We start from the raw sequence: 24829 nt of genomic DNA, 5'->3' as shown, positions 1-24829 counted from the left end.
TGTCAGCATCAGTACGGCGTCCATCTCGGGACGGTGATCATCTCAGAACCCCAGCGAACCGGCAGGCAGGATCACCCCGAATAGGCGCCCGAAGACCAGCCAGAGCCCTGCTGCTGCGCCCGCCGCCACCGCCAGGTGCGCGGCCAGGGAGTGACGCCGCGGCCGGTCGAGGTAGAGGGAGACCACGGCCAGGAAAAGCGCGGTGGTCGCCACGAAGCCCAGGCGCGACAGAAAGAGTACGCAGGCCACGGTGGCCAGGGCCACCACCAGCGAAGCGGGAGAGATCCGCTCGCTTTGGGGAAGGCGGCGCAGGTCCGCCGCGGTGGCCCCGGCGGCGCCGGCGACCACGACGACAGCGGCCGCGACCGGCACTGCCCGCGGGCCCGGATCTCCGCGGACCTGAAGGACGGAGATGCTCCCGGCCAGGAGCAGGGCCAGTACCCCCAGGCCGGCGATGGCGGCACCGACGGCCAGAAGGGCGGGGCGGCTCACTTGATCAGTCCGACCTGACGCAGCAGCCGGGACAGCTCAATGGTCAGGACCCCGAAGTAGCGCTCCAGGTCCTCGTTGGCCAGATAGGTCTTCACCAGCCCGTTCTGCCGGCTGAAGGCGATCCACTCCGGATCGTTCATCGCCCTGGCCACTGCAGCGGCGATGGCCCGGCGGGTCTCCATGGGGATGCCCTTGGGTCCGCTGACCGCCCGGAAACTCCCCTGGGGAATGCCTTTGAATCCCAGCTCCTCCAGTGTAGGGGTCTGCGGGAAGAGGGGCGAGCGGCGCTGGCTGGTGACCGCCAGGGGGCGCAGCCGGCCGGCCTGCCCCACCACCTCGGACTGCGAGAAGACCCCGGCGGTGACCACGTTGCCCAGCACCCCCGCGATGAGCCGTGCTCCGCCCTCAAAGGGGACCACGGTCCAGGGGGTTCCCGCAGCGCGGTTCAGGGCTTCAGCCGTCAGGTGCGTGAGGGCCCCCACGCCGGCGTGGCCGATGGTCACCTTCCCCGGGTTCTGCTTACCGGCCTCGATGAGCTCCTTGAGGGTCTTGTACGGTGCCCCCTCCAGGACGCCGATGACGAAGGCGTCCCAGTTGAGGCTGGCGATGTGGTCCAGCTGGGCAACAGACCCGGCGGTCAGTCCCTGCAGGGAGGCTGTCACCGTGTGCGTGCCGGACAGCAGCAGGGTGTGGCCGTCCGGCCGGGCGCGCAGCACCTCGTTGGTGCCGATGCCACTGCCCGCACCGGGGATGTTGCGGATGACGACGGGCGCGTCGAGGAAACGCTGCATCGCCCGCTGCAACTGCCGGGCGATGATGTCGGTACCGCCGCCTGCGGCAAAGGGGACCACGATGGTAACCGCACGTCCCTCCGGCCAGGCCGCCGCACCAGCAGTACCGGGCACGAGGAGAAGGATTAGGACGAGAACGGCCAGTACTGTGCGCACGGTCTCACCTCCGGCCGCCTCAGGGCCCGCCCCCATTCTACTGCAGGCGGCGGCCGCCCGGCTGCGGAGGCTGCCGCGACGCTGCTTTGCCGCAGGGACGGGCGCAGTGCTGCGCCGACCGCAGGGTGGCCCGGCCGTGGGGGAGAAGTTGAGGAGGAGAGCCGGTCCGCAAGTGTTGGAGAGATGCGGTGCGGAGCTGAGCAGGCCAAGGAGGCTGCGAGGTGGGCTGCCAGGGTTAGCACCATGAGTGGGCGGATCCCGGTGGTATCTCTCTACCTGTCCGCGCCCGGTTCCCGTTTTTGGGCGGCGGCCAGCGGCCTTGCTCTGGAGGACGCCCTGGCCCGGACGGCCGCCCTGGGCTTCGGCGCGGTGGAGCTGATGCCCCGGGACGTCGAGGATCCGACTCCTGAGGCGCTGCGGGATGCCGCCCAACGGTGCGGCCTGCAGGTTCTTGGCCTGGCTACGGGCTTCATCGCCCTGGAACGCGGCCTGACCCTGACCCATCCCGACCATGACGTCCGGCGCCAGGCCGTGCGCGCCGTGCAGGCCTGCCTCCGATCCGCGCAGCGCGCGGGCGCGAGGTTCGTCTCCCTGGGCCTGGTCCGGGGCAAGCTGCCCGCCGGAGCATCGCCGCAGCAGGCCCGGGAGCACCTTGTGGCCGCCACCCGCGAGTGCGGGATGACAGCAGGGGAGCTAGGACTGCTGCTCCTGGTGGAACCGGGGAACCGCTACGAGACGGACTTCATCCACACCGTGGAGGAAGGGGTGGCGCTTCTACAGGAGGTGGACCTGCCTTCTGTGCGCCTGCAGGCAGACACCTTCCACATGAACATCGAGGAGGCTTCCCTCCCCGATGCGCTACGCCAGGGCAGCGCGCACCTGGCCCACCTGCACCTGGCCGACAGCAACCGCAGGGCGCCGGGGTGGGGACACCTGGACTTCCCCGCGGTGGCGGCGGCGCTGCGGGAGATCGGCTACGACGGCGCCGTCGGCGTGGAGATCCTGCTGGAACCCGACTTCGAGACAGCGGCGCGGCAGGCCCTGGGGTTTGTGCGGCAGCTCTTTCGTCCTCAGTCGGGCTGATCCGGAACCTCCGGGTCAGCTCCCCGGCCAGCGCTGCAAGACGAAGTCGCGCCCCTGGCAGATCTCGGCATCGATGTCTGCGTAGGTGCCGGCAACGTCGATATTGGCAAACCCCTGGTAGGCGATCTTACCCAGCGCCTGCAGCACCCCCTCCCAGGGTACGCCCCCCTTCCCCGGGGCCCAGTGGAAGTCCTCGATGCCGTTGTTATCGGCCAGGTGCACCAGATAGATGCGGTCGGCCAGCTTCTGCACCGCCACCGGCAGGATCTCCTTCTGCACGAAGAAGTGGGCGGTGTCGAAGACCACCCCCAGAGCGGGCGACTCTACCGCCTCAATCAGACGGCGCATGCCGTCGGCGTTGCTCACCATCTCGTAGGGGCGAATCTCCAGGGCGAGGCGGGCGGTGGCCTGCTCGGCCAGACGTGCCATCTCCCCGATGGTGGCCACATACTGCTGCCAGGCGGCTTTCCAGTCGAAGGCCGGAGGGACTTCCACCCTGGCTGGCGGGGTGAAGTCGTCATAGAGGCGTCGGAACTCGATGGCCCACGAGGGATGGGGCGCCGAGTGCAGGTAGACCAGGTCGGTCCCCAGCTCCCTCGCCACCTCCAGGGACCGGCGCAGGCCGTCCAGGGCCTGCTGCCGCACCGTCGCCTCCTCGCTGACCGTCATGTGCCGCAGGAAGCCAGCTTCGAAGGCGTTGACGGTAACCCCCAGGTCCTGGCAGAGGCTGCGCAGCGCGCGGACAGCACGCAGGTCGGCAAAGTCCCGCCTGAAGTGCTCCAGGCTGAAGGCGGCCAGTTCAATCCCGCCAAACTTCCTCTCCGCCGCCCAGCGGGCAAAGGCCTGGTACTGCTCCAGGGTAGGCTCGTCACTGTAGTGCACGCGGGCATAGGCCACGGTCACCCCGAGTTGCATAAGCATTCCCTCCTCCGCCAGAACGCTTCCGCGCGTGCAGCGGCAAGCCCTTCCGCGGCGGCCTGCGGGCATGATCGGTTGGCCGGCTGATTGCTGGCCGGCGGCCATTTCCCGATAATTGAGGTTGACGGGCCGGCCGGCGGAGCGCGGGCGTGCTTGCAGCCAGGCGGTGAAGGTTGTACTCACAACCAGGAGAAGGAGGTGATGGAGCGCAGTCGGACTCTGTGCGCCAAGAGGGGGTGAAGCTGCATGTCTAGAAGCAGGACGAGCGTTCTGCTGGTGGCCGTGCTCTCCCTGGCCATCGGCCTGCCCGGGGTCTCAGCCCAGGCACAACCAACCCTCACCCTCTGGTACCCGGCGGGGGAGATCACCCAGACCACCCTCCCCCTTCGGGACCCCACGCTCTTCGCACCCTTCGAGGCGACCGCCAAGGTCAAGGTGGAGATGGTCGCCCTCGACTACGACACCATGCAGCAGAAGATCTTTGCCGCCGCGGCGGCGCGCAATGTTCCCGACATCCTGTTCATCGACACTTCGTGGATGCCCGGCTTCCTGAAGGAGGAGCTGCTGGAGCAGGTGGATCCCGCCAAGGCCAAGCGCTGGCTGGCGGCGGTGACGCCGGAGATCGTGGAACTCTCAGACTACGGCAAGGGCACCATGTGGGGCTACCCCCAGATGGGCATCGACGTCTACGGCCTCACCTGGAACAAGCAGCACTTCAAGGAAGCCGGCCTGGATCCCGAGCGGCCCCCCAGGACCTGGGACGAGCTGCGCGAGTACTGCCGCAAGCTGGTCAGGCGTGACGCCACCGGGAAGATCGTCCGGGTGGGCTACGCCATCCGCCACGTGGGGCACCCGCACGGGGTGGTGCACAAGCACCTCTGGGCCATCTGGGGCGCGGGGGCGGACCTGATCGATGACCCCAACGCCCTGCGCGGGGGGCGAGTCAAGTTCAACAACGAGGGTGGTCGGGCCGCCCTGCAGCTGGTGCTGGACATGCTCAATGTGGACAAGTGCACCAGCCTGGACTTCCCCGACCCCCGGGCGGCCTTCCTGAAGGGCATCGCCTCCATGCAGATCAGCGAGACGGTGAGCATCCGCGCCCGCCAGCCCAAGGAGGCCCCGGACATGCCCTGGCCCACCGGCTGGGGGATGGCGCTGCCGCCGGCGCGCAAAGCGGGGGACAGGCCGGCCACGCTGCTGGGGGCATGGCTTTTCTCCGTGCCCCGCGGCGCCAAGAACCGCGACCTGGCCTGGAGGGCCGTGGAGTGGGTGAACAGCGAGATTAACGACTACAACTTTGCCCGCAAGTACGGGCTGACGCCGCGGTACAAGAGCAACTGGCAGAAAGAACCGTTCAAGTCCGACGCCTACGCCCAGGCGCTGCTGAAGATGGCGCCCTACGGCCGTCGCCTGCCCATCAACCTGGGGCTGAACGGCATCATGGACGCCCTGGGAGGGGCCATCCAGAAGGCCTGGCACGGCGAGGCCACGGTGCAGCAGGCGCTGGCCGAGGCGGAACGTCTGGCCAACAAGGCGATCGCCGACGCGGCGAAGTGACGTGACCTCAGGGAGCCTGCCCTGCGCGTGTCCCGCGCAGGGCAGGCGCACATTCTAGCGCCCATGGCCAGCATTCGCCACTCCGCAGGCGCGCTGCTTGGCCGGGCGCACCGCCGTCACTACCTTCAGGCCTACCTCTTCATCTCCCCGGTCATCGTCCTGTTCACGCTGTTTCGCATCTGGCCGTCGCTACAGACGCTGTACTTCAGCTTCTTCAAGGTGGAGCTGCTGAAGGGCCGCCTGACCTACGTCGGCCTGCAGAACTTCATCGACCTGGCCCAGGACGAGATCTTCCGCCGCGCCATCGCCAACACGCTGATCTACGCTCTGACCATCGTGCCGCTCTCGGCGTTTTTGGCCATGATCCTGGCCGTGCTTTTCTCAGAGCACTTTCACCTGCGCGAGCTCTTCAAGGCCGTCTACTTCGCTCCCATGGTCACCAGCACCGTGGCCGCGGCCGTGGTGTGGTGGTGGCTGTACAACCCCCAGTTCGGCCTGTTCAACAGCGTGCTGCGGGTGCTGCACCTGCCGGAGCAGCCCTGGCTTCTCTCCTCGCGCATGGCCCTGCCCTCGGTGATCATCTTCAGCATCTGGAAGACGCTGGGCTACAACATGGTGATCTACATCGCTGCCCTGCAGGCCATCCCCGCCATGTTCTACGAGGCGGCTACCATCGACGGTGCCGGCCCGTTCCAGCGCTTCGTCCGCATCACCCTCCCCCTGCTGGCCCCCACCACCACGTTCATCCTCATCTACAACACCATCTTCGCCTTCCAGGTGTTCGACCAGGTGCTGGTGCTGACGGGGGGCGGGCCCGCCTTCTCCACCAACGTGGTGGTCCTGGAGCTGTACACGCAGGCATTCCAGCGCTACCGCTTCGGCTACGCCTCCGCCGAGGCCATGGTCCTCTTCCTGTTCATCCTGGGCGTGACCGTCCTCCAGTACTTCTACAGCCGGCGCTTCGAGGTGGCCTACTGATGCCGCGCTCTGCGGAGGTCGTCGCCCCACTGCCGGCCAGAGGACGGGCCCGCGTGCAGGCCGCGCTGGGCAGCGTCCGACGCCTGCCGCTGTACATCGTCGTGGGGCTGGGGGCCGTGCTCATGGTCCTGCCCTTCTACTGGATGGTGGTCACGGCCGTCAGCCCCGCTCCCGACATCATCGCCTTCCCGCCCAAATGGATCCCCAGCCGCATCACCTGGGAGCACTTTCAGGAGGCTTGGGTCAAGGCGCCCTGGCTGACCTATTACAAGAACAGCCTGGTGGTGGCCACCGTGTCCGTGGGGCTGTCGGTCCTCTTCGGCCTCTTCGCCGGCTACGCCTTCGCCGTCTACGACTTCCCCCTGCAGAACGTCCTCTTTCTGGTTATCCTGGGGACCCTCATGGTCCCGGTGCAGGTGACCAGCGTGGCCCTGTACGTCTTCCTCTCGCGCATCGGCTGGGTGGATACCTATCCGGGGATCCTGGCCCCCAACTTCGCCAGCGCCTTCGGCGTCTACATGATCCGCCAGGCCATCAAGGCCGTGCCCATGGACCTCATCGACGCGGCGCGCATCGACGGGGCTGGGGAGGCGCGCATCGTGGCCACGGTGGTCCTGCCTCTGATCAAGCCCACCGTTGCCGCAGTGGCCATGCTCCTGTTCCTCAGCAGCTGGAACGACTTCCTCTGGCCGGTGATCGTCATCAACTCCGTGTCCCTGCGCACCCTGCCCGTGGGCATCGCCCTGTTCAAGGACCCATACGGGTTCATCAACTACGGCCCGCTGATGGCGGGGACGGTAATCACCATCGGGCCCATGCTGCTGGCCTACGCCTTCTCCCAGCGGTTCATGATCCGTGGAATCGCCCTGACCGGCCTGAGGTAGCCAGGGCTTGCGCGGGTGCGCGGGCCGCTGCAGGCGCGCGGCGTGCCTTACGGCTGCAGGAATAGAGGCCTGATGTGCCTCTCCAGGAGGTTTTCCGTCACCAGCGGGCCGATGAGGTCGGCGTGGGCGTCCAGGGCCTGCAGGTAGACGGGGCCCATCTCCGCCGCCACCTTGAAGGCCACGTGCAGGAGCTGGCGGAAGTGGGGATTGTAGGCGGCAGCGCCCTCATCGTGGCGCAACGCCGCCGCGTACTCTTCCCCCGACCACCTCTCCACCACATCCGGATAGGGTAGTTGAGACCGGTCGATTTCCAGCACGGCGGCGTAAGGTGCGCTCAGCTCCTCGATCCGCTGGTAGGCCCTCGCGTAGATCTCCTGCACCAGCCGCAGCGCCTCTCCCCCGGCCAGGGCCAGCCCCGCCACCTCTTCCAGCCACGTGGTGCCGGCGGTCTTCAGGTGCACCCCCGCCCGGTGCTCTCGCAAAATGCGGGCCATGGGCCCATAGAGCGAGAACTTGTCGCTTCCGGAGTGGACGCTCAGCTTGAGGGTGGCCGGCAGGTCCAGCTCCTGCACGGCGAAGGCGATCACCCCCAGGCAGGCGCGGAAGTGCTCCTGGAAGCTGGCCAGGTCGCCTCTGTAGTCGATCCCCTTGTTGAACCGGCCGACGAACCTGGGAGCGATGGCCTGGAGGGGGACCTGCTCCTCCGCCAGCGCGGCGAGGATGAAGAAGAGCTCCACGGGAGTCTGCGGGCTGGCGGTCTCGTCCATGGAGACCTCGGTGATGAAGTTTCCGGCGCCCCTCAACGAGGCGATATGCCGGTAGATGGCTCCTGCCTGCCGCGCTGCCAGCAGGTACCTCCCGGCGATGGCGGCCACATCGACGTCGCCTGGCACCTGGTCCATCCCCGGGATCTTCCGCTCCCTGGCGAAGTGCCCGTAGCGGGCCACGAACGCCTCGATCTCTGCTGCCGACGCCGGGCGGCCGACGAAGTCGGCCACGTCCAGAGTGAAGTAGTCGCACGCGGGGATGAAGGGATCTACAGTCCCCAGGGTCACGTGGTCGGCGTCGACGAAGTACGGCCCGGTCCAGCCCAACGCAGCCACAGCCGCATCAGCCTCGGCGCGCACCGCAGCCGGCTGCGTCCCGGTGATGGCGTGCTCGCGGTGAGACTTGTTCCACACCGGCGCCAGGTCCACGCCCACATCCCGCGCCGCCACCACCGCCGCCAGTTGCGCCCGCCCCTGGCGGCCAAAGCGGTCCCCCAGGCCCAGGCTGTAGGGGGGCAGGATCACCGGGGTGTCCGGGACGACCGCGCCCCGCTCAGGGCCGCACGCCTCCTGCCCCGCGCGGCAGCCCGTGGAGCGGCCGGCAGCACCTCCCGGAAGAGGCGCAGCATCTCCGCGCGGAAATTCTCGTAGGCCCCGGTGAACTCTGCCAGGGTCTTCTGCACCGGCCCAAACTCCGGCCACTGCTCGGGGGTGTGGCCACCGCTGCCGAAGTCTCCGTCCACGCCCACCTCCCGCAGAATCTGGGTCAGCTCAGGGGTGAGCTCGTAGGCGGTGCGAAAGTCTGCCATCGTCTGCAGCCGCTCCAGTACTTCGGGTGGGAAGTCTGCGCCGATGGACTCCCGGTAGTCTGCCAGCCGGAAGGTCTCGGATGCAGCCATGCGGCGGACGTTCTCCTGGTGGTTGGGGAACTCGGTGTGCACCAGGTTGCGGCCGGCCAGGGCCCAGTAGGTGTCCTCCGGCTTGCGTTTGGAGGCCGGCAGGTAGCAGATGCGACTGAAGATCAGCTCGGCCTGCTCCCGGGTCAACCGGTGGGTACGGCAGAGGTAGCTCAGCCACTTCTCCCGGTTCTCCGGCGAGAAGAAGATGCCCCAGACACGGCGGGCCACCAGGGTCCCCGCACGCCCGATGGCCTCCTCCCAGCGCTGCAGCTCTTCTGCCGATGCCACCTCGCGCAGCGCCTCCGCCAGGTGGGCGTCGATCCGCCGCTGGTGGGCGTAGCGGGTAGCCGCGACCACCTTGGCCTGGTAGCCCTCCGCCTGCTCCACGCGGGCAGCGCTGCCGTTGGCGGCGGCCAGCGTGCGCACCCGCTCCAGGGCGGCGGCTTCTCCAAGGCGTGCCTTCAGCGCGGCGAACAGCTCCTCCAGCTTCACCTCGCGCAGGTGGCTCTCCAGCCTCCCGCCCATGTTGGTGACGTAGACCTGCGTGGGGGCGATTCCCTTCTTCACTGCCCCGGCCATCCCGGCCAGCTCCTCCAGGGCCATGGTTATCTCTTGCGCCGCGCTGTAGCTCAGGGTGATGTTCGAGCCGATGCCCAGACGGTTGATGCTGCGGGCGATCTCCCGGGCCGCGGGAGAGGAGGCGGCGACCTTGATCACCATGTTGGGCCGGGCCCGCTCCCGCGTGGCCGGGTAGCCGGCCAGCAGGAAGTCATCGTAGACCCGCAGGTCCTCGGCGGCCGCGGCGAACGCGGTGAAGACGTCCTCGATGCTCTCCCGCACCAGGTGGGCGACGCGGGGGTTGAGCTGGAAGGAGACCACCCCGCCCCCCGACTCGGCAGCCAGGTTGAAGAAGATGGGCCGGTAGACGTGCAGGTTGTCCCACAGGGCCAGGAGGGTGGCATAGAGGGCGATCTCGTCGGCAAACTGATCGGGGGCCCCGGCCCACCGGGCGAAGCGGGGGTGGTGGCGCACTTCCTCCTGGAACATCCGGCCCAGCGCGGGGTCGTCCTTGTAGGCCAGGGCCGCCAGCACCGGGTTAGTGGAGACCTGCTCGAATCCAAGGTGGCGCAGCCAGCGCAGCCCCAGGGCGTAGTCGTTGCCGAAGCGGCAGACTCCTTCGCGCACCATGCGGGCGTAGATGTTGCTCTCGATCTCCGCGGCTGCCGCCTCCAGGTAGGCCGGCAGCACCGGCCGCTTTCCGTCCAGCGCCTGCTCCATGCGCACCGCAGCCTGGGCCACCATGCCCGCGCCACCCTGCACCAGCTTCATCCGCCCCAGGGAGTGACGCACCACCGCCTGCGCCACCGAGAGCTCACCTTCTGCCTGCTCCCGCTCCTCCCACTCGGCCAGGGCGGCGCGGATGGCTTCCACCGCCTGTCGCTTCTCCTCCGCATCCAGCCAGCGGCTCTCCAGCCCCGAGAAGTTGACGGCCATCTCCAGGAGGGTCTTGTAGGCGAACTGCCGCCGGCGTACCTTCTGTTCCAGCTCTACCGGGCCGTCGGCGGGATGAGGCCTGGCGGCCGCAAAGTCCATCCCCAGTTGCCGGATGACACCGCCCACAACCGCGACCAGCCGCCCGGTGATCTCCGGAAACAGCAGGTGGTCGGCCGCCAGCGGGGCATGGCCCCAGCCGGCCAGCTGGACGATGTGCGCCACGTGGTCCTCGGGGATGGGGCGCCTGCCCGCATCGGAGAGCCGCACCGGGCGGCTGTCGGCCACGATCGCCTCAACCTGTTCCTGCGTCATCTCCCTCTGCCTCCCCCTCGGAGCCGGCCACGGCGCAGCGGCCGTAGCTCCAAAACGCAGCCTATCACAGGCGGGTGTCCTCCTGCAGCGGCGCGATACGCCGCACCCAGTAGAAGCGGGCAATCTGCCGCACCCGTCCCAGAGGGACGCTTCGTACCTCCACGGCGTTGTCCCGCGTCCCCGAGACGCGGCCGAAGCGCTGGAACGTCAGTATATGGAACCGCTCCGGGGGGAAGCGCAGGATGACCAGCAGGTCCACGGTGCCCCGGGGAGAGGCGTAGCGCTCCAGGTCCGGAGGGATCTTCGGGCCGGCCTGGCAGGCCAGCCATCCCTGCCAGGCGCCGGCCAGCAGCACCAGGAGGAGAAGGAGGCGCACCGGCCGACGGGCGAAGAGCCGCCGCACCCTCATGACGCCGGCGCGCGCACCAGCCCCAGCACCCGCGCCACCAGGCTCTTGTAGTCCGGGTCCTCGATCAAGTGCTGCCAGCTCCGCGGCCTGGGCAGGGGCACCGCCACCGATTCGCGCACGCGCCCGGGACGCGGAGTAAGCACCACGACGCGGTTGGCCAGGAAGACCGCCTCCTCCACGTCGTGGGTGACGAAGAGAATGGTGGGCTGGCGGGCCTCCCAGATGCGGGTCAGCTCCTCCTGCAGCGTCATGCGCGTCTGGGCGTCCACGCTGGCGAAGGGTTCGTCCATCAACAGCAGGTCCGGGTTGTTGGCCAGGACGCGGGCGACGCCGACGCGCTGCTGCATGCCCCCGGAGAGCTCATGGGGGTAGCGGTGCTCGAAGCCGTCCAGGCCCACCAGAGCGATGTACTCCCGGGCGATGCGGTAGCGCTCCTCCCGGGGCACGCCCCGCATCTTCAGCCCGAAGGCTACGTTGTCCAGGACCGTCTTCCAGGGGAAGAGGGCGAAGCTCTGGAAAACGACGCCGCGGTCAGGTCCAGGCCCCTGGATGCGCCGTCCGTTCAGCAGGATCTCCCCCCGGGTGGGCGGGATGAAGCCCGCCACCATGTTCAGCAGGGTGGTCTTGCCGCAGCCGCTGGGGCCCAGGATGGCCACGAACTCCCCCGGAGCGATCTCCAGGGAGACGGCCTCCACGGCCGCCACGTGCTCCCCCGTGTAGATGTCATAGTAGGTCTTGCTCAGATCGCGGATGACCAGGCCGTCCATCGTCCCACTCTTCAGGACGCCTGACGCACCAGCCCCCAGCGCTCGATGGTGGCCCGCTCGGCGGGCCGGAGGACCCAGGCGTCAACCACGTACCAGAGGATGCCCAGCAGGATCATCCCCAGGATCATCTCCACCACACTGCCGCTGCGCCGGGCGTCGAACATCATGAAGCCGATGCCGCTGGTGCCCACGATGATCTCGGCGGCGATCAGCGCCCGCCAGCCGTAGCCCAGGCCGTTGCGCAGTCCGGTGATCACGTTGGGCAGGGCGCCGGGCAGCAGCACCTCCACCAGGATACGCCAGCGCGAAGCCCCCAGGCTCTGCGCGGCGCGGATCATCTCCACGGGTACGGTGCGCACGCCCAGGGCCGTATTGAAGATCATGGGGAAGATCACCGTGTAGACAATGACGAAGGTCATGGTGGTGAGGGTGAAGCCGAACCAGATGAGCAAGATGGGCAGCCAGGCGATGTCGCCGATGGCCTGGAAGAAGATGATCAGCGGCCAGAAGAAGCGGTAGCTGGCCGCATGGAGGCCGATGAGCAGTCCCAGGGGGACGCCCACGCAGATGCCCACGCCGGCGCCCACAGCCAGCCGGGTGATGCTGTCCTGCAGGTAGGTGGGCAGGACGCCCTTGTACATCAGACTGGCGAAGACGCGCAGCACGTCCTGCGGGCCGGGGAAGAAGGTCCGCGGGTAGATCTCCAGCTGCACCACCACCGCCCACAGCACAACCAGGAGGACGAAGGGTCCCGCCCCCTGCACGCCGGGGTGAGTGAGGAAGCGGCGCAGCCAGCGCCCGGGCGGCCTCATATCAGCGCGCGGGCCAGGCCCCAGCGCTCGATGGTGCGGCGCTCGATGGGGGCCAGAATCAGCCGGTCCAGCAGCACCCAGATGGCCCCGATGAGAATCATCCCCAGGACGATCACCTCGGTGCGGTAGAAGTCGCGCGCCAGGAAAAGCATGTAGCCCAGCCCGGCGTTGGTGGCGATGATCTCGGCGGCGATCAGCCCGCGCCAGGCGAAGCCCATACCCGTGCGGATGCCGGTGACGATATTGGGCAGGGCTCCGGGCAGCAACACCTCGGTCAGCACCTGCCAGCGGTTCGCTCCCAGGGAGCGGGCGGCATCCCGCAGCACCTGCGGGATGCTGGTGACCCCCAGGATGGTGTTGTAGAGGACGATGAAGAAGACGGCGTTAAAGATGATGAAGGTGATGGCCCCAAAGCCGTAGCCGAACCATAAAGTGGCCAGGGGGATCCAGGCGATGCCCGCCAGCACCGAGAAGAAGCGGAGGATGGGCACAAACAGGGCGGCGACGTGCCGGTTGGTGCTGATGGCGATACCCAGGGGGATGCTGGAGGCGATCGCCAGCGTGGTCCCCACCAGCACCCGGCGCAGGCTCTGCCAGATGTGACCGGCCAGCGCGCCGCTGCGGGCCTGCTGCAGCAGCGCGCCGGCCACATCCGCGGGGCCCGGAAAGACTCGCAGGGGAACGTCGGAGAGTCGGACCACCGCGGCCCAGACCAGGACCAGGAGGACGAAGGGCGCAGCGAACCACAGCCCCGCCTCCAGGTACCGGGCGGTGGGGCGCGGCCGCGGCGCCGCCGGTGCTACGGCCGCCACCTCCGAAGGGTTCCGCAGGGTCATGGGGCCCTCATCCTAGGGACACGTCCCCTGGAAGGTGAATCCCGGGCCAACCTGCGCCCGGGACGGGATCGGGGGCAGGTCGGCGAAGAGCTGCGGGTAGCGCCGCATCACGTTGAGGATCGGCCCCGGCATGAAGACCTTGTTCACGTCGAAGGTCCCCGGGATGAAGCCCAGCCGGTGGAGCGTCTGCACCGCGTTATGCAGCGCCAGGTAGTTATAGCAGGAGATGCGGATGTCCACTGTGGGCAGGTTGTTGCGCACGCCCCGCAGGGCCACCTCCGGCCGCAGCCCGGGGAGCCAGCGCACAGCCACGATGGCGGTCTTCACCGGCTCGGCGCGCATGAACTTGTCGGCCTCGGCGCGCGCGGCCAGGAACTTCTCGATGGTCTCCTGGTTGCGCTCTGCCCAGGAGCGGATGGCCACGTTGAACCCCATGAACCCAATGAACCCGCCGCCGCGGACCACCTCGTAGCTGTTGGGCACATCCGCCAGCGCGATCACCGGCCAGGGGTCCCAGGTGGCGAAGGCGTCCACCGCCCCGCCACGCAGGGCCACGGCCATCTCCGCGGGCGGGGTGTTCACCAGGGTAAGGTCAGTGACGGCGAGCCCGGCCCGCTGCAGGATCCCCAGTATGTACAGGTGGCTGATGGTGCCGAAGGAGACGGCCACCCGCTTGCCCTTCAGGTCGCGGATGGTGCGAATGCCGCTGCCCTGCCGCGCCACCAGCGCCATGGTGTCGTCGCCCCCCAGCTTCACCGAGGAGCCGCTGTAGTTGCCCACGATGACCAGGTCCATCCCCCGGAGGACGGCTCCGATCATGGGGACGCCCACCTGGCCCATCTGGATCTCGCCAGCTTGCAGCGCGTTCAACTGGTCGACCCCCGTCGGGTAGGGCGTGGCGATGGTCACCTCCAGGCCCCACTTCTCGAACAGACCCTGGTCCAGGGCCACCGGCACGCCCAGCTGGTCAATGGCCGCGACGATCCCGGCTCGTACCTTCGTCAGCACCGGCGCGGCCTGCGCCGCCGGCACCGCCAAGACCATTATCAGCAGCACCCCCAGGACTGCGGACCGCTTGATGCGCCTTGCTCTTTGCGTCATCCTCGTCCCTCCTCCGTCATGGACTCAGCCCCTCCCGCCATGAACGCTTCCACCGCCGTCCGCGAGGGCAGCGGCGCCACCGCGCCCAGCCCACCCGCTGCCAGCGCACCGACCGCATTGGCGAAACGAGCCGCCTCCTCCGGCGGCCGCCCGCGCATCCACTCCACCAGAAACGCCGCGTCGAAGGCGTCACCCGCCCCCGTGCTGTCCAGCACCCGCGCCGGATAGGCCGGCAGGCGCAGCGGCGAGCCTTCCGCCGTGGCCACCAGGCACCCCTCCTCGCCCATCTTCAGCACCACCAGCCGCGGCCCGCGCGCCAGCAGCTCCAGCGCCACGGCCTCCGCCGGCCTGGATCCATCCAGGTAGGAGGCGTCCTCCGTGCTCAGGAAGACGATGTCCACCAGGGGGAGCGTAGCTTCCACCACCGGCCGCAGTTGGGGCAGCGGCAGCAGCTTGGGCCGCAGGTTCAGGTCGTAGCTCACGGTGACCCCACCGCTGCGAGCGGCGGCGATGGCCGCAGCGGCGGCAGCGCGGGCGCTTGCGGAGATCGCCTGGGTGATCCCGCTGGTGTGGAAGATGCGGGCGGTCTGCAGGTAGGAGGGGTCCACGTCCTCAGGCCGCAGGCGGCTGGCGGCGGACCCCGCCCGGTAGTAGGTGAAGTCGTGCTTCCCCGATTCGTCCAGGGAGATAAAGTAGACGCCGGTGAAACCCTCGGGGTCGACGAGCACGCGGGAACTGTCGACTCCCTCTCGCTCCAGAAGCTCCAGGAAGGAGCGGCCGAACTCGTCTCCTCCCACGCGGGTGATGTAGCCCGCGGAGCCCCCCAGGCGGGCGGCGGCCACAGCCACGTTGCAGGTGTCCCCGCCCCATCCGCGGCGGAAGCGGGTCACCTCCCCCAGGCGCCCCCGCTCCTCGGCGGCGAACTCAGCCATCGCCTCTCCCAGGGCGATGAGGTGGGGCACGGGATCTTCCTAGATCCGGCCGAACTCCTGCAACGCCTGCAGGATCGACCCGCTGGCTCTGATGCGGGCGGTCATGCGCCGCTCGGTCTCTTCGATCTGGGTGGCGGCGGCCAGCACCTCTGCCGCCGCGGCCCGGGGCACCACCACCACGCCGTCGCTGTCCCCTACGATGATGTCTCCGGGGTTGACCAGGACACCGCCGCAGGGGACGGGGACCTCCCTGGCCACGGTGACCAGCCGCCCCACGCTGGTGGAGGGGACAATTGTGCGCGAGAACACCGGGAAGCCCAGCTGGCGGATCTCCTCCACGTCCCGCACACCGCCATCCAACACCGCACCGCCCAGCCCGCGGGTTGCAGCCGCCGAGGCCATCAGCCCGCCCCACAGCGCCACCTCCGGCGCGCCCCCTGCATCCTCCAGGCCGATGACGATGATGCTCCCCGCGGGTGCCTCGTCGATGGCCGTCAGCGCGTGGCGTGGTGGCTGGGCCTCCAGCGCGGTTCGCTCCAGCACGGTGACCGCCGGCCCGGCGATCCTGCCGGGCAGGATGGGCTTGATCTCATGGCTCATGAACCCCGGTCGCCGCACCACGCGGTCGACGGCATCGGCGACGGATGCGGTGCTTGTAGCCCGGAACCCCTCCAGCAGGGTGTACAGCTCCGCGCCCTCTGCCATCACGGTTCCCCTCCTCTCGAGCGGACCGGGGGCTGGGTCCAGCCCAGGGTCCGGGATATGTGCTGCGCCGCCTCCCGCACCAGGGGGCTGAGCTCGCGCCGCGCCCGCTCCAGGGTGATGGTGGCTACCGACCCGGAGACGCTGATCGCTCCGGCGACCTGGCCGCGGTGGTCCATGATCGGGGCGCCCACGCAGCGGATGCCTTCCTCGTTCTCCACGTTGTCGATGGCGTAGCCGCGGGCGCGGACCGCGGCCAGCTCTGCCAGGAGGCGCGCCGGGTCGGTTATGGTGTTGGCCGTGCGGCGGGGCAGCCCGTGGGTGCGCAGGACCTCCTGCAGTTGTGCCGGAGGCAGGAAGGCCAGCATGGACTTCCCCAGCGCCGTGCAGTGGGCAGGCATAATGGCCCCCACGGTAGACGCCATGCGCAGCGGTCCGCCCGACTCCACCTTGTCGATGTAGACCACCTGGCCCTGCTCCAGCACGGCCAGGTGGGCGGTCTCCCCTGTGCGCCGGGCCAGCTCCACCAGGTGGGGACGGCCAGCCGCGCGCAGCTCAATCTGCCCCAGCCGCCGCCCCGCCAGCCAGAGGACGCGGGGGCCGATGGCGTACCGGCCGTCGCTGGCTACCACCGCCCCGTTCAACTCCAGGGTGTGCACTAACCGGTACACTGTGGGCCGCGGAAGCCCGGTCCTGACGATGAGCTCGGCTACGGAGAGGGGTCGGCTGGCCTGGCCCAGCGCCATCAGGAGGGTGAACGCCCGGTTGAGGGACTTCACCTTGTCCCGGTCTGCGGTACCGCTGCTGGCGCGCTCTTGTCCGCCGGCCTGCCGTTGCTCCCGTCCCATCGGTGTGCTCCGGCCAGAAGGGTGGTCCGAAATACGGACAATTCGTCCCCAATACGATATCAAGAAAAATATACCCGCATTCGAGGGTCGCGCATAGGGCGCCGAAAAGCGGACCAAACCGACGCCTCAAAGCACGGGTGGTCGCAGCAACAGATTCCGGGTTTCTCGGGCGACGGCGCGCACAGACGGCTGGGGCAACCCCTCCAGCTGCATCAACACCTCCGCCGCCTGCAGGACGATACGCTGCAGGTCGCCTTCCTCCACCTCGAACTCGCGCACCAGTACCCCCCACTCCCCGCCCCGCGCCCACGCCGCGCACACTGCGGCGCGCCGCTCCGCCGGAGAAGGGACGGCGCGGCGCCGCTGCCGGTCCCACTCTCCGCGGAATTCCTGGGGGAAGGGGTCGGGCTCAAGGCCGAACTCCTCCTCCAGATGGGCCAGGCGGCGCACCAGCGCCGCCAGCCCACCGAGCCGCGCATCCTCCCCGCCAGCACGCGGGGGCCGCTCCGAGCCCAGCGCCGCAGCCATGGCGGCCAGCCGGTGGGGGGACGCGGGGATGCCGTCGCGCCGCACGATCTCCGCCAGGACCAGCGCCCGGGGATGGCGCAGGCGGGCCGCCCAGCGCCCCTGGAGGGTGAGCCGCGCCTCGTCATCCAGGTAGCCGAGCGCCTGCAGGAGGACCGCCCGCAGGAGGAAGGCCTGGCATAGCGGGTCATGCACTTGCTCCAGGGCGCGCGCCGCAGCACCAGGCGGCAGGCGGCGCAGGATCCTCGAGGGACCCACCCGCAGGGTGCCGAACCGCTCCGCCTCGTACGCCGCCAGCGAGCGCTGCAGCTCGCCCAGCGCCTGCTGCAGCGTCCGCCGCGCCAGCAGGTTGAGGACCTGCGTGTAGCCCGGGTGGAAGGCCGAGCGCACCGGCTCGGTCTCCGCCTGGGCCAGGGCCAGGCCGAACTGGGCCTCACCCCGCGAGGCCGCCGGCAGCGCCACCACGCCGATGCGGTCCCGCCCGCGCCTTCCGGCCCGCCCCACCATCTGGTGGAATTCCGTGGCCGTCAGGTCCACCCGCCCCTGCGGGCTCTGTCGCGAAAGGGTGCTCAGGACCACAGTCCGGGCGGGGACGTCCAGGCCGCTGGCCAGGGTCGTGGTGGCTGCGACCACCCGGAGCAACCCCCGGTCCAGGAGGTCCTCCACGGCCAGCCGCCAGGCCGTAAGGTGCCCCGCATGGTGCGGCGCTACCCCGCCCTGGACCAGGACCCAGCGGAAGGGGTGCACCGCCAGGTAAGGGAAGCGGTGCTCCCACACCCGGAAGGCGCTCCGGCGCGCCGCCTCCCCCGGCAGGCGCAGTGCGCCCAGCTCGCGGGCTGCCTGGTCGCACTCCCGCCGTGAGGGGAAGAAGAGGATCGCCGGCAACAGGCCGGCGGCGGCCAGCTCGCGCACGCAGACGCCCAGCCAGCCGGGGCGCCGCTCCCCGCCCCGCAGGCGCGGGGCCAGGTCCTGCGGCAGGAGGTGGCCTGCGGCATCTACCAGGATGCGGCGTAGCGGCACGGGGCGCTCCCACTCCCGCACCACAGCCGGCGGCCGCCCGCGGACGCGGGCCAGCCACGCCGCCAGGTCGTCCACGTTTTGCAGCGTGGCGGAGAGCAGCAGGAGGTGGGTCGCCGGCGGGGCCAGCAGGATGATCTCCTCCCAGGCCATGCCCCGCTCGGGGTCTCCCAGGTAGTGGGCCTCGTCCAGGACCGCCAGGTCGGGAGCGGTTCGACCGTCGTAGAGGGCGTTGCGCAGGATCTCGGTGGTGGCCACAATCACCGGGGCCTGCGGGCGGATCTTTCGCTCGCCGGTGAGCAGGCCCACCCGCTCTTCGCCGTAGAGGCGCTGGAACCGGTGGAACTTCTGGTTGCTCAGGGCCTTGAGGGGGGTCGTGTACCAGGCGGTGCCGCCCCGCGCCAGGAGGTCCTCGATGGCCCGCTCGGCGATCCAGGTCTTGCCGCTTCCGGTGGGGGCAGAGACGAACACATCCCCTCGCCCCACCGCCTGCAGCGCCTCCACCTGGAAGCGAGCCGGGACGAAGGGCCCCGGGGGGACCTCACCGACCTCTCTCAGCAGGAGCCGCAGGCCTGCATGGAGGTCTGCTCCCCTGAGCACACCACCCCCTCCGGACAAGGTCCCGGAGACCCGCCTACCCGAACATGGACAACGGCGCGTAGGCCGTGACGATCCAGTTGGGCTTGTCCACCACCTCGCTGATCTTCAGGTCCACGGCCACGCTGCACAGGACGTAGGCATCCTCAGGGGTGAGGCCATGGGTTTCCGTCAGGTAGCCCGAAACCGGGGATGACCCCCGTCCAGCCCCAGCCCCTGGGTGCAGGTCCAGGATCTCCACCTCCAGCACATCGCCGGACTGCGCACCTTTCACCGCCACGGGGCCGCCCAGCGGTTGTTCCACACATAGTGCACGCGGTCGGCTGGCAAGAAGTGCGTCCGTCCCATCTCCCTCACCTCCTGAGGTCTGCACCTAGCGCCACTTCAGCGACGTCACCTTCGGCTGCAGGAAGAAAAGCAGGTAGTCCGGGCCGCCCACCTTGGCGTCGGTCCCGCTCATGTTGAAGCCGCCGAAGGGGTGCACACCCACCAGGGCGCCGGTGGACTTGCGGTTGATGTAGAGGTTGCCGCAGTGGAAGTCGCGTCGCGCCCGGGCCATCTTCTCCGGGTTCTTTGTGAAGACCGCGCCGGTCAGCCCGTACTCCGTGGAGTTGGCGATGGTCAGGGCGTCGTCGAAGTCGCGGGCTTTGATCACCGCCACCACCGGTCCGAAGATCTCCTCCTGGGCGATGCGCGCGCGGAAGTCCACGTCGGCGAAGACGGTAGGCTGGATGAAGTGGCCGTTGCCGGCGGCGGGCTCGCCCCCGGCGGCCAGGCGCCCTTCCTTCATCCCGATCTGGATGTAGTTGAGGATGCTCTGCCTCGCCCGCTCGTTGATCACCGGCCCCACCGGAAAGTTCTCCGGGGCCGGACCCACCTCCAGGGCGCGCACCTTCTCCACGAAGGCGTCCAGCACCCGGCGGTAGACCGGGGCGGTCACCACCAGCCGCGATCCAGCGGAGCACTTCTGCCCCTGAAAGCCGTAGCCGGAGACCACCGCCGCAGAGACGGCCTCCTCCAGGTCGGCCTCCTCATCCACGATAACCGCGTTCTTCCCGCCCATTTCGCAGATGACGCGCTTGAGCCAGATCTGGCCGGGGGAGACCCTGGCCGCCTGCTGGTAGATGTGCACGCCCACGTCCTTGGAGCCGGTGAAGGCGATCATGCGCACCCTGGGGTGTAGCACCAGCGGGTCGCCCACCTCGCTGCCAGACCCGGTGACGATGTTCAGCACGCCCGGAGGCAGGCCGGCCTCCTCCATGACCTCCAGGAAGACGTGGGCGTTGGCCGGAGAGTCGCTGCTGGGCTTCAGCACCACCGTGTTGCCCGCGGCGATGGCCGCCGCCGCCATGCCCACGGGGATGGCCAGGGGGAAGTTCCACGGAGGGATCACGGCCACGACCCCCAGCGGCAGGTAGGTGTACTCGCTGTATTCCTGGGGGTGCGACGCCAGGGGCTGGCCCCGGGCGTAGCGCAGCGCCTCCCTGGCGAAGTACTCCAGGTGGTCGATGGTCTCGGCGACGTCGGCGTCCGCCTCTGCCCAGTTCTTGCCGACCTCGTAGATCTGCCAGGCTGCCGCAAAGAACTTGCGGCGACGCAGCCGGTCGGCGGCGCGCAGCAGGAGGGCCGCCCGCTCCTCGGCGGGAACGCGGCTCCAGGTCTGAAAAGCCCGCTCCGCCGCCTCCACCGCCTGTTCCACCTCCCGGGGCGAGGCCTTGGGCACCACGGCCACGATCTCGTCCACGCTGGAGGGGTTCCGCGAGTAGAACCGGTCATACGCGGTCAGCCGCTGCCCGCCGATGACCAGGGGCAGCTCCTTCCCCAGCTCCCGCCGCACCTCGGCCAGGGCGGCCTGCATGGCCGTGCGGTTGGCCTCGACGGTGAAATCGGTGAAGGGCTCGTTGCGAAACTCCGGCAGCGCCATGGCCTCACCTCCCGCGGAAATCCCGCTTCATTATTGTCGGGCCGGCCCCCGATTACCTGCGTCCGCATGGTGGGGGCGGAGGTCGATCACCTGCATTCGTATGGTCGGGGCGCCCGTGGAGCACCCGCGCTTCAAAGTCCCGGCGGGCTCCCCTGGGGAGAAGGGGCTCCCGGGATGGGGGTATAATCGCCGGTGGAGAGGTGCCGGAGCGGACGAACGGGGCTGCCTTGAAAGCAGCTAGGGCGGAAACGCTCTCGTGGGTTCGAATCCCACCCTCTCCGCCACTGGTGTGCACCTTTCCGTCGTCCTCCTCCCCGCCGCCTGAATGCCCTCCCCGGCGCCTGTGCCACGCGATGGCGCACCTTGCCGCCGCCAGCCGAGGGCAAACCGGGCTGAGCCCGACAGCAGCCTGAACACGGCGCTTACTACGGCAAGGTCCAGGTAGAGGTCAGCACCACGTCGGCGACGGTGACCGAGACCACACGGACAATGAGCGGAGCGAACCGGAGGCGCAGCGGACGGTCCACGGGGACCTCCACGTTGAGGGCGCGAAGTGTCAGGCCGTCCCTGTCCCGCACCAGCAGGGTCACCGTCACCCGCACCGCGGTCACCGGGAGGCCTTTGGCCGCGGCAGTGAAGGTGAGCGCCGTGGGCTCGGCATCTACGTCCACCCCCACCCGTGGCAGAATCAGCGACCGGTAGAAGGCGGGAGGAATCGTCCGGCTCAGGGCGGCCGGACGTGCCTGGCGCGGGCGGGACCCGGAGACGGTCACGGTGTACCTGCTCACCAGGCTGCGGCCCAGCGGGAGGAAGATCTGGAAGGGCTCGGCGGCACCGGGGGCCAGCGTCCAGGGAATCCCGTCGCTGCCGAAGGCGGCCAGGTCGCCGCTGGCGGCGAATCCGGAAGCGTCGATCACCAGCCCGCCGGCTGGCAGGGCGCCAGTGTTGCGCACCCCTCCCGTAATGACCAGGGTCTGCTCCCGCAGCGCGTGGCCCACGTCCACCAGCTCCAGGACCGCCGCGGCGGAAGGCGCAGGCGCCGGTGCGCCAGCGACCACCACAACGAGCACTGCCGGCAGGGCGGCGCGCAGACCGATCATCCCCCACCTCCTATGTAAGGTACGGCAGGATCCGGGGCGGTGTTCAGGTATACTGGCTTCGAACAAAGGTCGGACGATGACGGCAGCCACCCTGGCCCTTCCGGTTGAAATCGAAGCCCCCGCCCTGACCGACCGGCTGATCGGGGAGATAAGGGAAGTGACGCGCGGTCAGCCGGTGGTGGTGGCTTTCAGCGGAGGTCTGGACAGCACCACCGTGGCTGCTCTGGCCAGGGAAGCTCTGGGAGGTCCCCACGTCCTCCTGGTCACGGTGAACATGGGGGCCTATGCCTACCGCCGCGGCAACCAGATCGTCCTGGAGCTGGCACAGCAGCTGGGGCTGCAGCAGCGCTGCCTGCTCGGCCAGTTCGCCCAGCACCGGGTGCAGCGCAACGGCCCGGCCTGCAACCGCTGCACCCGGGAGATCAAGCTGGGGATGGTGCGCCGCGCCAGCGGCGGCCGCCTGGTGCTCACCGGAGCCAACCGCAGCGACACCTGGGGGCAGCTTGGTCTGAAGGTATGCAACGGCTACTACGCGCCGCTGCTGGACCTGAACAAGCCACAGATCCGGGCCATCGCCGACCACCTCGGCCTGCGCATCCCTCGGATCGGGGAGCACCCCGGGCGGGAAGGATGCAAGCTCAAGCACCTGCTGAAGCCGCTGATCAACCCCACCTACCACGGCCGCGCCGTGGCGGAGGCCAACGAGGTGCTCCTCCGGGTGCTGCAAGACGCCGGGGCCGCCGTGGATCTGGCCAACGTGAAGATCATCGGCCCCCTGGGGCGGAACATCGGGCTGGTCAACGTCCGCCCCCTGCCGGACCCTCCGCTGCGGGAGGCGCTGCTGCAGGCCCTGCGCGCGTTGCCGGAGCTGGACGAGGTCCACCTGGTGGAGACGCCGCTGCGCCTGGTGGTCAAGGCAGGGCCCGGGGTGATGCACGACGCGCACGCCCGCCACTGGCTGCAGCACGGGCGGATGCAGCCGGACTTCGCCTTCCCTATCGAGGTGCAGTGGGAGCTGGCCCGCAACAGCCGCCTGCACACCTTCCAGGTCGTCGACTTCCGACCGGTAGCTGGCTAGGGTGCCGCCCGAGAACGTGGCGTGGGCGAGGCTGGATTCCGGCGCGACGGCAGGACTTGCCGGCGACCCACCCGAACGACGCAGGGGACAGTAGCGCCATGGCCCGTTCTCCCAGGCCGCCGATGCTGCGGACCGCCCTCGCCCTGGTCCTGCTGGGCGTAACCGCGGCGCCGACGGCTGCCGTCCCCCAGGTCACCCTGGAGTTCTGGACCATCTCCCTGCAGCCGTTCTTCACCGACTACGTCAACGGGCTGGTGGGGGCATACACCCGGGCGCACCCGGAGGTGCGCGTGCGCTGGGTGGACGTCCAGTTCGCCGCCGTGGAGCAGAAGCTGCTGGCGGCCCTGGCCGGAGGCCTGGCTCCCGATGTGGTCAACCTGAACACGGAGATGGTCCTGCGGCTGGCGGAGCAGGGGCTGCTGGTGGACATGGACGCTGCGGTCCCACCCGCCGTGCGCCAGCGCTACTTCCCCGGGCTGTGGAGCTCCCTGCGCTACCGTGGCCGGAGCTACGGGCTGCCCTGGTATGTGGCGCCCAACATCCTCGCCTACAACGCCGGCCTGTACCGCCGGGCGGGGCTGGACCCCCTGCAGCCTCCGGCCACCGAAGAGCAGGTGATCGCCCACGCCAGGACCATCAAAGACCGCACCGGGGTATACGGGTTCATGCCCAACGTGGACGGCATCCGCCTGCTGCACCGCTTCCAGGAGCACGGGCTGCCCGTCCTTAGCGCGGACGGGAACCGGGCGGTCTTCAATTCCCCGGCGCACGTGGCCTACCTGACCAGGTACGTGCAGCTCTTTCGCCAGGACTACTTTCCCGAGGACACCCTGCGCCGCGGGTACCTGGGCGCCACCGAGCGGTACAGCGCGGGCCAGCTGGGCATCCTGATCACAGGGCCCCAGTTCCTCCTGCGGGTGAAGCGGGACAACCCCGAGGTCTACGCCCAGACCCTGGTGGCCTCCCACCCCCGGGGAAGAGGCAACGTCATCCACCTGCCCACCATGGCCATCGCCGTACCTAAGGCCAGCCGGCACCAGCAGGCGGCGGTGGCCTTCGGTCTCTTCGTCACCAGCGATGAGAACCAGCTGGCGTTTTCCAGGCTGACGGTGATCCTGCCTTCCACGCGGGCGGCGGCGGGGCATCCCTTCTTCACCCAGGGTGGAGCCGGCGCGGAGGAACGGGCGCGGGTGGTAGCTGTGGCGGAGCTGCCCTATGCACGTGACCTCACGGTGGTGGTCCCCCATGCCGCCGACCTCTACCGCATCTTCCGCGAGGCCATCGAGTCCGCGTTCTTCGGCAAGATGACCCCGAAAGAGGCCCTGGACTGGGCTGCCAGGCAGTGGACCGCCCGGCTCTGAACCCGGCCGGCGAGAGATGACCTCTGCGCGGGCTGCCCTGGCGCTGCTGGCGATGGCCGTGACGGTGAGCGTAGCGGCCGCGGCCCCCCCGGCGGCGGTGCCCGACGCCTGGGCACCATCATCGCGGCCACCACAGATCCTCCCCCGACCTCAGTCCCTGCTCTGGCTGCCCGCGGTCTTCCCCCTCAGCGACCGGACGCGCATCGTGGTGGGGGACAAGGCTGCGGCGGAGGACCTCTACGCAGCACGCGACCTGAACGCGGAGCTGCGCACCCTGACCGGGCGGGCGCTGCCGGTGGTGCGCGCCGCGGAGGTTGGGGAAGCACGCGACATCATCGTGCTGGGAGAGCCGGCGCTGAACAGGTGGTCGGCCGCACTGGTGGCCCGGGAGGGGCTGCGGGTCTTGCCGGAGGATCCGGGGCCGGAAGGCTACGTCCTCAAAGTGGCGCCTGATGTTGTGGTGGCGGCGGGCAGCGACCGCCGGGGGAC

Annotated in this window: 23 protein-coding genes, 1 tRNA gene and 1 pseudogene; 8 read left to right on the top strand and 17 right to left on the bottom strand. The window is 69.5% G+C overall.

Features of this window, described 5'->3' with window-relative positions; all coding sequences use genetic code 11:
- Positions 1-42 precede the first annotated feature (42 nt).
- Entirely contained in the window at positions 43-492 is a 450-nt protein-coding gene (locus tag QN152_09580) for a tripartite tricarboxylate transporter TctB family protein (protein MDR7539761.1), read from the bottom strand.
- Positions 489-1439 carry a tripartite tricarboxylate transporter substrate binding protein gene (locus tag QN152_09575; GenBank protein MDR7539760.1) on the bottom strand — a complete coding sequence of 317 codons (951 nt, stop codon included), beginning with the start codon at positions 1437-1439 and terminating at the stop codon, positions 489-491. Before QN152_09575 ends, QN152_09580 begins: the two co-directional genes overlap by 4 nt.
- Positions 1440-1700: 261 nt before the next feature.
- On the opposite strand from QN152_09575, the gene QN152_09570 reads away from it, so the two are divergent.
- On the top strand, positions 1701-2522 hold the full coding sequence (locus QN152_09570; protein ID MDR7539759.1) for a sugar phosphate isomerase/epimerase family protein: 822 nt from the start codon (positions 1701-1703) through the stop codon (positions 2520-2522).
- Between the two features lie 15 nt (positions 2523-2537).
- On the opposite strand, the gene QN152_09565 is transcribed toward QN152_09570, so the two are convergent.
- The gene (locus tag QN152_09565; GenBank protein MDR7539758.1) at positions 2538-3443 is read right to left on the bottom strand and encodes a sugar phosphate isomerase/epimerase family protein; all 906 of its coding nucleotides are present in this window, start codon (positions 3441-3443) and stop codon (positions 2538-2540) included.
- A 243-nt stretch (positions 3444-3686) separates the two neighbouring features.
- Here QN152_09565 and QN152_09560 point away from each other — a divergent pair, with 243 nt between their 5' ends.
- From QN152_09560 to QN152_09550, 3 genes are all read left to right on the top strand, one after another.
- Positions 3687-4997 (top strand): extracellular solute-binding protein, encoded by a 1311-nt coding sequence (locus tag QN152_09560; protein MDR7539757.1) that lies wholly within the window; start codon positions 3687-3689, stop codon positions 4995-4997.
- Between the two features lie 63 nt (positions 4998-5060).
- Positions 5061-5975 (top strand): sugar ABC transporter permease, encoded by a 915-nt coding sequence (locus tag QN152_09555; GenBank protein MDR7539756.1) that lies wholly within the window; start codon positions 5061-5063, stop codon positions 5973-5975.
- Positions 5975-6859 (top strand): carbohydrate ABC transporter permease, encoded by an 885-nt coding sequence (locus QN152_09550; protein ID MDR7539755.1) that lies wholly within the window; start codon positions 5975-5977, stop codon positions 6857-6859. Before QN152_09555 ends, QN152_09550 begins: the two co-directional genes overlap by 1 nt.
- 47 nt (positions 6860-6906) lie before the next feature.
- Here the strand turns inward: QN152_09550 and QN152_09545 are convergent, their stop codons facing one another.
- The 13 genes and pseudogenes from QN152_09545 to pruA all read right to left on the bottom strand — a co-directional run bounded on the left by QN152_09545 (position 6907) and on the right by pruA (position 20801).
- Positions 6907-8151 (bottom strand): tagaturonate epimerase family protein, encoded by a 1245-nt coding sequence (locus tag QN152_09545; protein MDR7539754.1) that lies wholly within the window; start codon positions 8149-8151, stop codon positions 6907-6909.
- Positions 8148-10331: a hypothetical protein gene (locus QN152_09540; GenBank protein MDR7539753.1), complete on the bottom strand. Its 2184-nt coding sequence runs from the start codon at positions 10329-10331 to the stop codon at positions 8148-8150. The genes QN152_09545 and QN152_09540 overlap by 4 nt, the downstream gene beginning before the upstream one ends.
- 64 nt (positions 10332-10395) lie before the next feature.
- Positions 10396-10740: a hypothetical protein gene (locus QN152_09535; GenBank protein MDR7539752.1), complete on the bottom strand. Its 345-nt coding sequence runs from the start codon at positions 10738-10740 to the stop codon at positions 10396-10398.
- Positions 10737-11507, bottom strand: a complete 771-nt coding sequence (locus tag QN152_09530) for an ABC transporter ATP-binding protein (GenBank protein ID MDR7539751.1) — start codon at positions 11505-11507, stop codon at positions 10737-10739. Before QN152_09530 ends, QN152_09535 begins: the two co-directional genes overlap by 4 nt.
- Positions 11508-11518: 11 nt before the next feature.
- Complete coding sequence (locus tag QN152_09525; GenBank protein ID MDR7539750.1) at positions 11519-12319, bottom strand: ABC transporter permease; 801 nt, start codon at positions 12317-12319, stop codon at positions 11519-11521.
- A complete protein-coding gene (locus tag QN152_09520; GenBank protein ID MDR7539749.1) occupies positions 12316-13155 on the bottom strand; it encodes an ABC transporter permease in 840 nt (279 codons plus the stop codon). The genes QN152_09525 and QN152_09520 overlap by 4 nt, the downstream gene beginning before the upstream one ends.
- A 12-nt stretch (positions 13156-13167) precedes the next feature.
- Positions 13168-14256, bottom strand: a complete 1089-nt coding sequence (locus QN152_09515; GenBank protein MDR7539748.1) for an NrtA/SsuA/CpmA family ABC transporter substrate-binding protein — start codon at positions 14254-14256, stop codon at positions 13168-13170.
- Positions 14253-15218, bottom strand: coding sequence for a sugar kinase (locus QN152_09510; protein MDR7539747.1), 966 nt, complete (start codon positions 15216-15218; stop codon positions 14253-14255). Before QN152_09510 ends, QN152_09515 begins: the two co-directional genes overlap by 4 nt.
- 9 nt (positions 15219-15227) lie before the next feature.
- Entirely contained in the window at positions 15228-15893 is a 666-nt protein-coding gene (locus tag QN152_09505) for an RraA family protein (protein ID MDR7539746.1), read from the bottom strand.
- Positions 15893-16738 (bottom strand): IclR family transcriptional regulator, encoded by an 846-nt coding sequence (locus QN152_09500; protein ID MDR7539745.1) that lies wholly within the window; start codon positions 16736-16738, stop codon positions 15893-15895. The genes QN152_09505 and QN152_09500 overlap by 1 nt, the downstream gene beginning before the upstream one ends.
- A 126-nt stretch (positions 16739-16864) precedes the next feature.
- Positions 16865-18880, bottom strand: a complete 2016-nt coding sequence (locus QN152_09495) for a DEAD/DEAH box helicase (GenBank protein ID MDR7539744.1) — start codon at positions 18878-18880, stop codon at positions 16865-16867.
- Positions 18881-18914: 34 nt separating this feature from the next.
- A pseudogene (locus QN152_09490) lies at positions 18915-19043 on the bottom strand (acetamidase/formamidase family protein).
- Between the two features lie 207 nt (positions 19044-19250).
- Positions 19251-20801 (bottom strand): L-glutamate gamma-semialdehyde dehydrogenase, encoded by a 1551-nt coding sequence (gene pruA / locus QN152_09485; GenBank protein ID MDR7539743.1) that lies wholly within the window; start codon positions 20799-20801, stop codon positions 19251-19253.
- A 194-nt stretch (positions 20802-20995) separates the two neighbouring features.
- On the opposite strand from pruA, the gene QN152_09480 reads away from it, so the two are divergent.
- Positions 20996-21085 (top strand) — tRNA-Ser (locus tag QN152_09480).
- 141 nt (positions 21086-21226) lie between these two features.
- On the opposite strand, the gene QN152_09475 is transcribed toward QN152_09480, so the two are convergent.
- A complete protein-coding gene (locus QN152_09475) occupies positions 21227-21901 on the bottom strand; it encodes a hypothetical protein (protein MDR7539742.1) in 675 nt (224 codons plus the stop codon).
- Between the two features lie 76 nt (positions 21902-21977).
- On the opposite strand from QN152_09475, the gene QN152_09470 reads away from it, so the two are divergent.
- The 3 genes from QN152_09470 to QN152_09460 form a co-directional block, all read left to right on the top strand.
- The gene (locus QN152_09470; GenBank protein ID MDR7539741.1) at positions 21978-22979 is read left to right on the top strand and encodes an ExsB family protein; all 1002 of its coding nucleotides are present in this window, start codon (positions 21978-21980) and stop codon (positions 22977-22979) included.
- A gap of 122 nt (positions 22980-23101) precedes the next feature.
- Positions 23102-24340: a sugar ABC transporter substrate-binding protein gene (locus tag QN152_09465; GenBank protein MDR7539740.1), complete on the top strand. Its 1239-nt coding sequence runs from the start codon at positions 23102-23104 to the stop codon at positions 24338-24340.
- A 16-nt stretch (positions 24341-24356) separates the two neighbouring features.
- A partial coding sequence (locus QN152_09460; GenBank protein MDR7539739.1) for a glycoside hydrolase family 20 zincin-like fold domain-containing protein occupies positions 24357-24829 on the top strand: 473 nt, incomplete at its 3' end.

This window comes from Armatimonadota bacterium (assembly GCA_031459715.1).
GTDB lineage: Bacteria > Sysuimicrobiota > Sysuimicrobiia > Sysuimicrobiales > Humicultoraceae > Humicultor > Humicultor tengchongensis.
Note: the sequence above shows the minus strand (reverse complement) of the source record. Positions and strands in the feature narration are given on the sequence as shown.